Origin of the sequence: Phreatobacter sp. (genome assembly GCF_052440005.1) — a bacterium.
Classification (GTDB): domain Bacteria; phylum Pseudomonadota; class Alphaproteobacteria; order Rhizobiales; family Phreatobacteraceae; genus Phreatobacter.
Genome location: NZ_JBQVQL010000117.1, coordinates 1 through 11,939 on the forward strand (window position 1 = coordinate 1; position 11,939 = coordinate 11,939).

Below are 11,939 nucleotides of genomic sequence, written 5' to 3' on the forward strand. Positions count from 1 at the left end.
CGATGATCCTGCCACCCCGGCCGCCGCCCTCGATGAAGCGTCCGCCCCGGCCACCGCCGTCCATGAAGCCCCCGCGGCCGGAAGGCCCGCGCTGCACGGAGCCGCGCGACAGGCCTTCAGAGCGCGAACCGCGGCCGCGGAACCCGCCGCCGCCGACGCCGAAGCCGCCGATGGAAATGCCGAACTGCGCCTGGGCGGGACGCACGTCGACGGTCATGAGGAAGGTCGATGCCGCGAGCAGACCGAGGAACCCGGCCACGATGCCCGACCCCATCCGCAGAACCCCGGGACGACCGTCTCGCTCGCACATGGTTGCACCTCATGGACCGGATGGCATGAACTGCCCGGAACGCTAGGCCGGCATTGTTTCTGTTTGGCGGCGCTGCCCCGGGCCGCGCGGCGCGCGCGGCGTCAGGAGGCCGGGCCGACGAAACGGACGAGGCTCGTCTGGCCGCGAAGCGTGCCGACCACCCGGTCGAGATCGGCAGGGCTCATGGCGCCCTCGCCGATGCGGACCCGGTAGAAGCCGCCGGGCCGCGGGCCCTCGACGATGGAGCCCTTCACCTGTTCGAGCAGGCGGGCCATGTCGCCGGCGGTGGCGTCGGCGGCGAAGCCGATGAGGATGTAGGTGCCTTCGGCCCGCGGCGCTCCAGGCGCCGGGCTGTGGGAGGCGGTCTGGAACTGGGTGGGCCCGGAGATGAAGGACGAGCCGATGACGCCCGCCTGGATGACCAGGGCGAGGGCAGCTGCGCCCGCCGCATAAGCAAGGGTGCGCGGCGAGAGGAGGGCGAGCTTCTCGCCCAGCCAGTCGGCGAAACCGGCGCGGGCGCGGGCCGCGACGTGGCCGAATTTCGCCGGCTCGGCCTCGACGCGCTTCATCAGGTCGTCGAGGACGCGGGCGGAGGGCCGCGGCGAGGCCTCGGCCAGGGCGAAGGTCGCGTCCTGGTCCTCGCGGACGATCTCCAGCTCGTCGCGCAGGGTTTCGTCGGCGGCGAGCGCCGCCTCGACACGGGCGGTGTCGGCGGCGGAGAGCGTGCCGGCCGCATACCAGGGGAGCAGTTCGGAAACCGCCCGGCGCTCGGTCATCTCCATGGTGCTGCGCGTCGTCATGGCCAACCTCGATCGACTCCGGCGCTCTGCATGAGCTCCTGGAGTCTTTTGCGCGCATAGAACATGCGCGTCTTGACGGTGTTCTCCGGTATTCCGACGATTTCGGCCACTTCGGAGATCGATTTCTCCTGATAGTAGACCAGATCGACGATTTCCCGGTGCTCGGGCGAGAGCTGGTCGATGCAGCGGCGAATGGCCTTTGCCTTGTCCAGCTTCTGAGACACCGTCTCGGGCGTGTCCGCGTCGTCCGCGATGGCGGCGGCCTGTTCCTCGTCCAGCTCCGCTTCGGTCGTCTTCCTCAGCGAGGACAACGCCTTGAAACGGGCCATTCCGAGGATCCAGGTCGAGACGCTCGATCGCGCCTCGAACCTGTCGGCTTGCCGCCACACGTCCAGGAAGACTTCGCCGATCAGGTCCTCCGCCCGCCCCTCGTCCTTGATGAACCGGAGAAGAAACCGGAACACGCGGACATTGTGGCGGGCATAGAGGGCCCGGAAGGCGAGGCGATCGCCCTTGGCAACCCGGAGGATGAGATCCTGGTCGCTGTCAGACTGCATCGCCACTCCCGAGCCGGTGGGCTCGTAGCATCAGTCGCGGCAGCCGGCGAAAAGGTTCATGCACCATGGAAGAATCTGTCGGGGGACGCTGGATCGGCCCTGCTCCGTAACATGACGAAACGGGAGGCGAGGTCAACCTCGCGCGCCGCAACGGCGCGCCTCAGGTGGCGTCGAGGCCCATCTGCCAGAAATCCGCCTCGAGCCGGGAGGCCTTGGCGAAAAGCCCTGCCAGTTCGGCAAAGCGCCGCTCCGTCATCGACCGCGCCGCGAGGTCGTCGAGGTGGCGACGCGCGGCGGCCGCGACCTCCTGATAGCCGTCGCTGGCATATTCACGGATCCACTCGCCATAGGGATTGGCGCCGAGTGCCGCAGGCCCCTGCGCGGCCAGGGCCCTTCCGATCTCCGCATAACCCACGACGCAGGGCGCGAGGGCCACATGCAGGTCGAGAAGATCGCCGGCGGCACCGCAATCGAGAACGAAGCGGGTGTAGGCGACGGTCGCCTGATGCTCCGGCGCCGCCTCGATCTCGGCGGGCGTCAGACCCCAGCGACCGCAGAGCCGGACGTGGAGGTCCGTCTCCGCGAGAATGGCGGCAAGGCCTGCCTGGGAGGCGCGGATATCGGCGAGCGTGCGGCTCTTGTAGCTCGCCAGGGCATAGGCGCGGGCGAACTGGATGAGGAACAGGTAGTCCTGGACCAGATAGGTCCGGAACGCGGCCTCAGGGAGTGTTCCCGCGCCGAGCCTGCGGACGAAATCATGGTCCACATAGGCGTGCCAGTCGGCGACCGCGGCGGCCTTCAGTCGTTCGAAGATATCCATGGTGCAGCAAGCCTGACGCTCGGGGTCCGTCCTGTTTCTAGGCCAGGCCCGCCCACCCTGTCACCGAGGGCGGGTCGTCTTCCCCGTGACGGGCGAGGACCGCCGAACTCTAGCGCGGGATCAGCGCCCAGTAGTCGAGATCGAGGATGACGGCAGGGTCGTAGTCGTCGCCGGCCTTCAGCGGATAGTCGGTGCAGGGCCGGTCCTTGGTGGCGATGGTGCGGATGCGCAGGGCGCCGACGTCGTCGCGGCCGGGCAGCTCCTCGACGCCGAGGATCTGGGACCAGGCGAAGACGGTGTTGCCGGCAAAGAGCGGCGCGACATGCCGGCCACCGTTGATCGCGGCGATCTGGAAGCAGTTGGCGAGCCCGTTGAAGGAGAGCGCACGGGCGATGGAGATGACATGGCCGCCATAGATGAGCCGGCGGCCGAAGCGGCCCTGGCCCTCGGTGAACTGGTTGAAATGGACCTTGGCCGTGTTCTGGTAGAGGCGCGTCGCCATCATGTGCTCGGCCTCCTCCACGGTCGTGCCGTCGACATGGTCGATGGTCTCGCCGACCACGTAGTCGGAGAGCCGGTGACGCTGGCCCGAGAGCGCCGTGTCCCAGTCCTCCGGGTCGATGAGCGGGCAGGCGTCGCCGAGCTGGTCGGGCTCCAGCGCCTTCGGCAGGGCCGGCACGTGCTCGGGCGGGGCGGCGGCGGCCTCGTCGCGCTTGCGCACCATCACCCAGCGCACATAGTCGAGCACATCGTCGCCGTGCTGGTTGGTGCCGACCGAGCGGACATAGACGACGCCGGTCTTGCGGTTGGAGTTCTCCTTCAGTCCGATGACCTCGGACACCGTGGAGAGCGTGTCGCCGGGATAGACGGGGGCAAGGAAGCGGCAGCCGGCATAGCCGAGATTGGCGACGGCGTTGAGCGAGACGTCGGGCACGGTCTTGCCGAAGACGACGTGGAAGACGAGGAGGTCGTCGATGGGGCTTTTCGGATAGCCGATGGCCCTGGCGAAGGCGTCGGAGGACTGGACCGCAAAGCGGGTGCCGTAGAGCGCGGTGTAGAGGGCGGCGTCGCCCGTGGTGACGGTGCGCGGCGTCGCGTGGACCAGCCTGTCGCCGAGGCGGAAGTCCTCGAAGAATCGTCCCGGATTGGTCTTGGGCATGGCGCGGCTCCCCTGGCTCCGGCGGCAGTCTATGCCGTGCTGCGGCGCGAAATCCAACAGGACGAAGGAGGGGGTGGGAGGGCGCCGGACGCGCCTCTTGGGTACCTGCGAGTTCACAAGCCCCGTCGCATGGGCTAAGCGAACGGGCCGATCCTCCCGCGCACGCACCTCCTCATCAAGGCGCCCATGGCCCCCACACCCGTCCCCGGCCGCCCGAAACTGATCCTCGCCTCGGCCTCGCCGCGGCGGCTCGCGCTGCTGCAACAGGCCGGCATCGAGCCGGACACGCTGGTGCCCGCCGAGATCGACGAGACGCCCTGGCCGCGCGAGAGCCCGCGCAAGCTCGCCCTGCGCCTCGCGCGCGAGAAGGCCTCGGAGGCCGCCCGCCGTATCCGCGACGACGCGGACTGGGCGGGATCGGTGATCCTCGCCGCCGATACCGTCGTCTGCGTCGGCCGGCGCATCCTGCCGAAGGCGGAGACGATCGAGGAGGCCGCCGCCTGCATCCGCCTGCTCTCGGGCCGCGCCCACCGGGTCTATACTGGCCTCTGCCGCGTCGACCAGGCGGGCCGCGTCACCACCAAGCTGGTGGAGACGCGGGTGCGCTTCAAGCGTCTGTCGAAGGACGAGATCGACGCCTATCTCGGCGCCGGCGAATGGCGCGGCAAGGCGGGCGGCTACGCCATCCAGGGCATTGCCGGGGCCTTCGTCGTATCGCTGGTCGGCTCCTACACCAATGTGGTGGGCCTGCCGCTGGCCGAGGCGGTCGGGCTGATCGGGGCGACCGGCTATCCCGTCACCCTCGGCTGGATCGCCAAGGGCTGAGGGGTGTTCTGGGGGAGAACGCCACCCTTCCCTCGCAGCCCCGTCCCGTGCCATGACCCCGCCCATGAACGCCGAGAACGACAACGACCGCCTGGTCGATCCGCCGAAGCCCTGCCGCATCTGCGGCAAGCCCGCCCTGGTGCGATTCAAGCCCTTCTGCTCGAAGCGCTGCGCCGACGTCGACCTCAACCGCTGGCTGAAGGGCGCCTACGCCATTCCGGTCGTGGAGAACGAGGGCGAGGACGAGGACGAACCCGGCCGGGGGTAAGGCCCGTCAGAGCATGTCCAGCGGTCGCTTGCGTGCGGGCGGCGGGAAGGCGCGGTCGATCTCGGCGAGATCGTCAGCCGTCAGCAGGAGGTCGGCGGCCGGGCGGTTCTCCGCCACGTGGGCCGGCGTGCTCATCTGCGGAATGGCGACGACGCCCCCGCGGCGGAGCGTGAAGGCCAGCGCCACCTGCGCCGCCGTGGCGCCGGGGTGACGTGCGGCGATGGCGGCGAGCGCGGGATGGCGCGGCAGCCGGCCCTGCTCGATGGGCGAATAGGCCATGACCGGGATGCCGCGCGCGGCCTGCCAGGGGATGAGGTCGAACTCGATGCCGCGGCGGCCGCAATTGTAGAGCACCTGGTTGACGGCGACCGCCTCGCCGCCGGCGGCGAGGAGCTCCTCCATGTCGTCCACGTCGAAGTTCGACACGCCCCAGCGGCGGATCTTGCCCGCCGCCACCAGCCGCTCGAAGACCTCGACCGTCTCGGCGAGCGGAATCCCGCCGCGCCAGTGGAGGAGATAGAGGTCGAGCCGGTCGGTGCCGAGCCGGCGGAGCGAGGCCTCGCAGGCCGCGACCGCGCTGCGGCGCCCGGCATTGTGCGGATAGACCTTGGAGACGAGGAACACCTCGTCGCGCCGGCCGGCGATCGCCTCGCCGATCAGCTCCTCCGAGGCGCCCTCGCCGTACATCTCGGCCGTGTCGACGAGGGTCATGCCGGCGTCGAGGCCGGCCTGCAGCGCCGCGACGGCGGCCGCGCGCCGCGCGGGGCGGTCGGCGATGGTCCACGTCCCCTGCCCGAGCGCGGGCAGGGCCACGCCGCCGGGAAGTGTCGTCGTCGCGATGGGCTGCGTCATGGCCGGCTCCGTCTCGCCGGAACCGGCGCTGGGGCGTTTCAGGTCTTCGGGATCTTAGCGTCGGCGACGACCTTTGCCCATTTCTCCGTCTCGGCTTTCAGGAAGGCGCCGAACTGGGCGACGGTCTGCGGCGCCGGCTGGGCCCCGAACTTCTCGAACTTCTCGATGGTCTCCGGCTCTCTCAGCGCCCGCGTCATGGCGCTGTTCAGCGCCGCGACGGCGTCGGCCGGCGTGCCCTTCGGCGCCACGATGCCCGACCAGGAATAGGCCTCGTAACCGGGAAGCCCCGCCTCCGGCATGGTCGGGATGTCGGGGAGGATGGACAGCCGGGCCGGGCTGATGCCGAGCGCCTTGACCGTCTTCGCCTGAACCTGCGGCACGGCGGTCGGTCCGTCCGCGAACATCAGCTGGACGTGGTTGCCGAGGAGGCTGCTCATGGCCGGGGCACTGCCGCGGTGGGCGACGTGCAGCATGTCCGCGCCGGTCATGCTCTTGAACAGCTCGCCGGCGAGGTGGGTGCCGCCGCCGACACCGGCCGAGCCATAGGCGAGCTTGCCGGGATTGGCCTTGGCATAGGCGGCGAGCTCGCCGACCGTCTGCACCGGCAGGGACGGATGGGCGCAGACGATGATCGGGAAGATGCCCGCCCCGCTCACCGGCACGAACTCCTCGAGGAAATTGTAGGGCAGGCTCGCCTTCAGGCTCGGATGGACCGAGTGGTGGATGGCGCAGACCAGAAGCGTGTGGCCGTCGGGATCGGCACGCTGCACCGCCTGGGCGCCGATCACCGCGTCGGCGCCGGGCCGGTTCTCGATGATGACGGTCTGGTTCCAGTATTCCGAGATCTTCTGGCCGATCTGGCGAGCCGTCAGGTCCACCGGGCCACCCGGGGGAAAGGGCACCACGAGCGTGACGCGCTTGGAGGGGAAGGCCTGGGCCCTCGCCGGCAGGATGGAGGCTGCCGCGACGCCCCCGAGGCTTGCGAGGACGGTACGGCGGCTGGCGCGGGTCATGGGCAGGTTTCCTCCGGAATGCTCTTTCCGGAATGAAACGCCATTTCATCTGTCGCTGCAACTTGGCCGGTCGGGAGGGGCGCGCCATGAGGCCACCCATCTCGGCCGCCAAAACAATCATGGCCGGGACGATGCCCGGCCATGGAAGTCTCCACCCAACGGGCCGAGGTTTCGGCCGTCACTCCACCTTGGCGCCGGCGGCGCGCACCACCTCGGCCCAGCGCGGGATTTCCGTCGCCATGCGGGCCTTCAGCACGTCCGGGCCCTTCATGGTGGCGAGGGCGCCGAGCTCCTGGAAGCGCTTCACGAAGGCCGGGTCCTGGCCGATCTTGATGTGGGCATCGACCAGCTTCTTGGTGATGGCGTCCGGCAGCCCCTTCGGCGCGATCATGCCGGACCACGAGGTCACGTCGAAATCGGCGACGCCACCCTCGATCATGGTCGGGACCTCGGGCAGGCCCGGCCAGCGCTTGGCGGTGGAGACGGCGATCGCCTTGATCGTCTTGCCCTGGATCTGCCCGATGATGGTCGGCAGGTTGTCGAACATGAAGTCGATGCGGCCGGCGATGAGGTCCTGCACGGCGACGGCGCCGGTGCGATAGGGCACGTGGAGCGGCTGCATGCCGACCTTTCGCGACAGGAACTCGGTCGACAGATGAGCCGTCGTGCCGAGGCCCGGCGTGCCGTAGGAGGCCTTGCCCTCACCCTTGGCCTTCACCCAGGCGATGAACTCCTGGACGGTCGAGACCGGCGTCTGCGGATTGACCACGAGGACGTTCGGGATCTCGTAGATGTCCGCGATGTAGGTGAAGTCGGTCAGCGGATTGAAGGGCAGGTTGCGGTAGAGCTCGATGTGGGCCGACAGCGGCCCGATGGTCGAGACGCCGATCGTGTAGCCGTCGGGCTCGGCCTTGGCCACGGCGTTGACGCCGACATTGCCCGCCGATCCCGGCCGGTTCTCGATGACGACGGTCTGGCCGAGCTCCTTCGACAGGTTCTCGGCGATGACGCGGGAGAGCACGTCGGTGGAGCCACCCGGCGGGAAGGGCACGATCATGCGCACCGGCCGCGTCGGCCAGGCGCCCTGCGCGGAGGCGGTGCGGATGGCGGGGGCGGCCAGGACTCCGGCGAGACCGGCGAGCGTCGTACGGCGGGTGATCATCTGATGCATTTCCTCATGTGTTCTCGACATCTCCGGTGGTCCGTGACGCCGCCTGATGTCCAGGACAGCGCGCGTCGGCCGACCGTGTCAGTTGCAGCGATGCTAGCGGCTCGCCATGCCCGGCCGCAAGCCGGCGCGTCTCCGGGATGCTGCATCACAGCAAAATCAATAGTGCCGTCGCATGACACGTACTAGGTCAGGGACTCACTCCCGATTGCCGTCGTCGTCGCATCGCGGCGATGTCCCGTATCGCAGAAGCAGCCATGACCGCCATGTCCCCGCCCGCCACGACACCCTATCCGGGGCTGGGCTTCCGCCAGTTCGTCGCCATGATCGCGGCCCTCATGGCGACCAATGCCCTCGCCATCGATTCCATGCTGCCGGCGCTGCCGGAGATCGGCGAGACGCTCGGCATCGTCTCGCCCAACGACCGGCAGTGGGTCGTCACCTCCTACCTGCTCGGCTTCGGCGCGGCGCAGATCATCTACGGCACGCTCGCCGACCGCTTCGGCCGCCGGCGCGTGCTGCTCATCGGGCTGGCGATCTACGTCCTCGGCAGCCTGGGCGCGACCTTCGCCACCAGCTTCGAGGCGATGATGACGGCCCGCGTGGTGCAGGGCATCGGGGCGGCCGCCTCGCGCGTGCTCGCCGTCTCCATCGTCCGCGACACGTTCTCCGGGCGGCAGATGGCGCGGGTCATGTCGCTCGCCTTCATCGTCTTCCTCGCCGTGCCGATCCTCGCCCCGTCGATCGGCCAAGTCATCATTCTCGTCGCGCCGTGGCGCTGGATCTTCGCGCTGTTGGGGCTGTTCGGTGTGGTCGTGGCGCTGTGGGTGGCGCGCAAGCTGCCCGAGACGCTGCATCCCGACGACCGCACGCCCATCGCCATCGGTCCCATCCTCAACGCGTTCCGGATCTGCCTGACCACCCGCCAGTCGGTCGGCTACATGCTCGCCATGACCTTCGTCATCGGCAGCCTGTTCGGCTTCATCAACGCCTCGCAGCAGCTCTTCGAGGACGTGTTCCGCGCCAGCGACATCTTCACCATCGTCTTCGCGGTGATCGCCGGCTTCATGGCGATCGCCTCCTTCCTCAATTCCCGCATCGTCGAGCGCTTCGGCATGCGGCGGGTGTCGCACACCGCACTCATCGGCTATCTCGCCGCGACGCTCATCCACGGCTCGGTGGCGCTGGCGGGCTACGAGACGCTGTGGACCTTCACCCTGTTCCAGTGCGTGACGATGTTCTTCTTCGGACTGATGGCGTCGAACTTCGGCGCGCTCGCCATGGATCCACTCGGCCACGTCGCGGGAACCGCCTCCTCCGTCCAGGGCTTCGTGTCGACGGTGGGCGGGGCCCTCATCGGATTCTGGATCGGCCAGCACTTCAACGGAACGGCGCTGCCCATCGTGCTCGGCTTCGGCGCCTGCGGCCTCGGGGCGCTCGCCATGGTGCTGCTCGCCGAGAAAGGCCGGCTTTTCCGGCCGCAGACGGGACGGTAGCCTCATCCGGAGCGCCCAAAGGCCGCGTGGCGCTGCACAATAAATGACAATTTAACATTCATTCGCAGACAATTTAACGGCATGGAAACGGGATAGGCGTAACCCAGGGTCAAAGTCCCAGGAGGCCGCCTTGTCCTTTCTCGCCAATCTGCGCATCACCCCCAAGATCATGGCGCTCGTGCTCACGCTGAACGTGCTCGCACTAGCCATCGCAGGCATCGGCATGTACGCGCTGTCGAGCGTCGCCCACGACGCCGACCGCGGCATCCTGGCGGGCGAACGCGCGACGGCCTCCTCACGCATCACCTCGGCCGTGTCCTACATCGCCCGCGCGGAAGCGGCGATCGCCATCAATCCGACCCCCGAGGTCATTCGCGACAACAGCGCGACCGTCGCTGCCCAGCGTCGCGCCATCGCCGACAACCTCGCCATCATTCGCGGCAGTACCGCGCCCGAGGTGATCAGCGCTTCCAACGCGGCGGAAGCAGCGCTCGGCCGTTACTTTGCCCTCGAAGAGAAGACACTGCAGTTCGCGGGCTCCATTCAGGGCGAGGCGACGCAGGACCAGCAGCGGACGCTGGCCCGCATGGTGACCGAGGGCCGTCCGACCTTCATGGAAGCCCGCCGCGAGGCGCAGAAGCTCACGGCGCTGATGCTGGAGCGCGCCGGCAACCTCAAGAAGTCCCTGAAGGCGACCGAGACCTCCATGTCTTGGCTCCTGATGATCCTCGCGGGCACCGGCCTGGTCCTCGGCGTCGGCGCCGGCTTCCTCATCGGCCGCACGGGTATCGCCGTGCCGGTTAAGACGCTGGCCGGCCAGCTCGAAGAGCTTTCCCGCGGTCGTTTCGAGATCGCCATCGCCGGCGCGGACCGGAAGGACGAGGTGGGCGACATCGCCCGCTCGGCCGAGATCTTCAAGGCCAACGGCCTCGAGGCCGAGCGCCTGCGGCGCGAGCAGGCCGAGCAGGAGGCGCGTGCGGAAGCCGAGAAGCGGGCTCTCCTCGACCGCCTCGCCGGCGAGTTCGAGCGCGCCGTGGGGTCCGTCGTCCAGGCGGTCTCGTCCTCCGCCGAGCAGCTGAAGTCGGCGGCCACCACCCTGTCGAGTTCCGCCGCCGAGTCGGGAGCCCAGTCCAACGCCGTCGCGGCGGCTTCCGAGCAGAGCGCCGGCAACATCCAGACCGTGGCTTCCGCCACCGAGGAGCTCGCCGCTTCGGTCCGGGAGATCGCGACGCAGGTCTCGCAGTCGGCCCAGATGTCGGCCATCGCCGTCGAGGGCGCCAACGAGTCGGCCAGCCAGGTGCAGGACCTCGCCGTGAAGGTCCAGAAGATCGGCGAGATCGTCGAGCTGATCAGCGGTGTCGCGGCCCAGACCAACCTCCTCGCCCTCAACGCCACCATCGAGGCGGCGCGGGCCGGCGAGGCCGGCAAGGGCTTCGCGGTCGTCGCGGCCGAGGTGAAGGGCCTTGCCGACCAGACGGCCAAGGCCACCACAGAGATCTCCAAGCAGATCGCCGCCATCCAGGACGCCACCAGCACCTCGGCCGCCTCGATCGACGCCATCGCCGGGACGATCCGCCGGATGGACTCTGTCGCGACCGAGATCGCCGCCGCCGTCGAGCAGCAGACGGCCGCGACGGGGGAGATCGCCCGCAACGTGCAGCAGGCCTCGGCCGGCGCTGCGGAGATCACCTCCAACATCAGCGGCGTCTCCGCGGCCGTCGGCGATACCGGCGCGGCCGCCAGCCAGGTCCTGTCCTCCGCCCAGCAGCTGTCCACGCAGGCCGGACAGCTCCGCACCGAGCTCAACGACTTCCTAGTGCGCTTCCGCGCCGCCTGAGGACCTCCGGAAGGACGGGGGTCGTCGTGCCCCCGTCGCTCCACCCCGGCAGGTGACCGCCAAAGCTGATTGACGCCGTCAGGAATTCTCGACAGAAGCCGTCGATCTCGCATGGTGAGTTCGATGGCCCTCCACCACCCCCACCCGCGCGCCACATGGTGCGATCCCGCTTCCGGCACGATCCTCGACGGACGGGCGCTGATGCAGGCGATGGCGGGGCGGCAGGCCGTGCTGCTCGGCGAGACCCACGACGTCGCGGAAATCCATCGCTGGCAGATGCACGTGGTCGCGGCGCTGCACCAGCTCCAGCCGCGCCTCGCCGTCGGCTTCGAGATGTTCCCCCGCCGCTTGCAGCCTGTGCTCGACCGCTGGGTGGACGGGCAGCTGTCGACCGCCGCCTTCCTCGCGCAGAGCGAGTGGGAGAGGGTCTGGGGCTTTCCGGCCGAGATCTACCTGCCGTTGTTCCATTTCTGCCGGCAGGCGCGCGTGCCCATGCTGGCGCTCAACTGCCACCGCCCGCTCGTCACGCGCGTGGGCAAGGAGGGCTGGGACGCGATCCCGGAGGCGGAGCGCGACGGGCTGACGCCGGCGGCTCCCGCCACGCCGGCCTATCGCCGCTGGCTGTTCGCGCTGACAGGCGCGGGCGGCCGCGCGCGCGACCCCGTGACCTCGCCCGAGGATCCCGCCTTCGACCGCTTCGTGCGCGCGCAGCAGACCTGGGACCGCGCCTTCGCCTGCAACATCGCCCGCGCGCTCGGCGACGGCACCGCCGCCCTCGTCGTCGGCATCATCGGCCGCGGACACCTGGAATACGGCCACGGCACGCCCTACCAG

At 69.4% G+C, this 11,939-nt stretch carries 12 protein-coding genes and 1 pseudogene; 5 read left to right on the forward strand and 8 right to left on the reverse strand.

What is annotated here, in order from left to right:
* The 5 genes and pseudogenes from ACT6XY_RS20465 to ACT6XY_RS20485 form a co-directional block, all read right to left on the reverse strand.
* A pseudogene (locus ACT6XY_RS20465) lies at positions 1 to 310 on the reverse strand (hypothetical protein); the annotation flags it as partial.
* Between the two features lie 101 nt (positions 311 to 411).
* The gene (locus ACT6XY_RS20470) at positions 412 to 1,110 is read right to left on the reverse strand and encodes a hypothetical protein (RefSeq protein WP_444750154.1); all 699 of its coding nucleotides are present in this window, start codon (positions 1,108 to 1,110) and stop codon (positions 412 to 414) included.
* Positions 1,107 to 1,667 (reverse strand): sigma-70 family RNA polymerase sigma factor, encoded by a 561-nt coding sequence (locus ACT6XY_RS20475; protein ID WP_444750155.1) that lies wholly within the window; start codon positions 1,665 to 1,667, stop codon positions 1,107 to 1,109. The genes ACT6XY_RS20470 and ACT6XY_RS20475 overlap by 4 nt, the downstream gene beginning before the upstream one ends.
* 160 nt (positions 1,668 to 1,827) lie before the next feature.
* Entirely contained in the window at positions 1,828 to 2,487 is a 660-nt protein-coding gene (locus ACT6XY_RS20480; RefSeq protein WP_444750156.1) for a TenA family protein, read from the reverse strand.
* A gap of 109 nt (positions 2,488 to 2,596) precedes the next feature.
* Positions 2,597 to 3,646 (reverse strand): MaoC family dehydratase, encoded by a 1,050-nt coding sequence (locus ACT6XY_RS20485; protein ID WP_444750157.1) that lies wholly within the window; start codon positions 3,644 to 3,646, stop codon positions 2,597 to 2,599.
* A 186-nt stretch (positions 3,647 to 3,832) separates the two neighbouring features.
* On the opposite strand from ACT6XY_RS20485, the gene ACT6XY_RS20490 reads away from it, so the two are divergent.
* Both ACT6XY_RS20490 and yacG read left to right on the forward strand, forming a co-directional pair.
* A complete protein-coding gene (locus tag ACT6XY_RS20490) occupies positions 3,833 to 4,471 on the forward strand; it encodes a Maf-like protein (RefSeq protein ID WP_444750158.1) in 639 nt (212 codons plus the stop codon).
* Positions 4,472 to 4,535: 64 nt separating this feature from the next.
* Positions 4,536 to 4,739, forward strand: coding sequence for a DNA gyrase inhibitor YacG (gene yacG, locus ACT6XY_RS20495; protein WP_444750159.1), 204 nt, complete (start codon positions 4,536 to 4,538; stop codon positions 4,737 to 4,739).
* A 6-nt stretch (positions 4,740 to 4,745) separates the two neighbouring features.
* On the opposite strand, the gene ACT6XY_RS20500 is transcribed toward yacG, so the two are convergent.
* The 3 genes from ACT6XY_RS20500 to ACT6XY_RS20510 all read right to left on the reverse strand — a co-directional run bounded on the left by ACT6XY_RS20500 (position 4,746) and on the right by ACT6XY_RS20510 (position 7,766).
* Entirely contained in the window at positions 4,746 to 5,591 is an 846-nt protein-coding gene (locus ACT6XY_RS20500; protein ID WP_444750160.1) for an aldo/keto reductase, read from the reverse strand.
* 38 nt (positions 5,592 to 5,629) lie between these two features.
* On the reverse strand, positions 5,630 to 6,604 hold the full coding sequence (locus tag ACT6XY_RS20505) for a Bug family tripartite tricarboxylate transporter substrate binding protein (RefSeq protein WP_444750161.1): 975 nt from the start codon (positions 6,602 to 6,604) through the stop codon (positions 5,630 to 5,632).
* Between the two features lie 178 nt (positions 6,605 to 6,782).
* Entirely contained in the window at positions 6,783 to 7,766 is a 984-nt protein-coding gene (locus tag ACT6XY_RS20510; RefSeq protein ID WP_444750162.1) for a Bug family tripartite tricarboxylate transporter substrate binding protein, read from the reverse strand.
* Between the two features lie 263 nt (positions 7,767 to 8,029).
* Between ACT6XY_RS20510 and ACT6XY_RS20515 the strand changes: the two genes are divergently transcribed.
* The 3 genes from ACT6XY_RS20515 to ACT6XY_RS20525 form a co-directional block, all read left to right on the forward strand.
* The gene (locus tag ACT6XY_RS20515; protein ID WP_444750163.1) at positions 8,030 to 9,268 is read left to right on the forward strand and encodes a multidrug effflux MFS transporter; all 1,239 of its coding nucleotides are present in this window, start codon (positions 8,030 to 8,032) and stop codon (positions 9,266 to 9,268) included.
* Positions 9,269 to 9,398: 130 nt separating this feature from the next.
* Positions 9,399 to 11,105: a methyl-accepting chemotaxis protein gene (locus tag ACT6XY_RS20520; RefSeq protein ID WP_444750164.1), complete on the forward strand. Its 1,707-nt coding sequence runs from the start codon at positions 9,399 to 9,401 to the stop codon at positions 11,103 to 11,105.
* A gap of 123 nt (positions 11,106 to 11,228) precedes the next feature.
* A partial coding sequence (locus ACT6XY_RS20525; RefSeq protein ID WP_444750165.1) for a ChaN family lipoprotein occupies positions 11,229 to 11,939 on the forward strand: 711 nt, incomplete at its 3' end.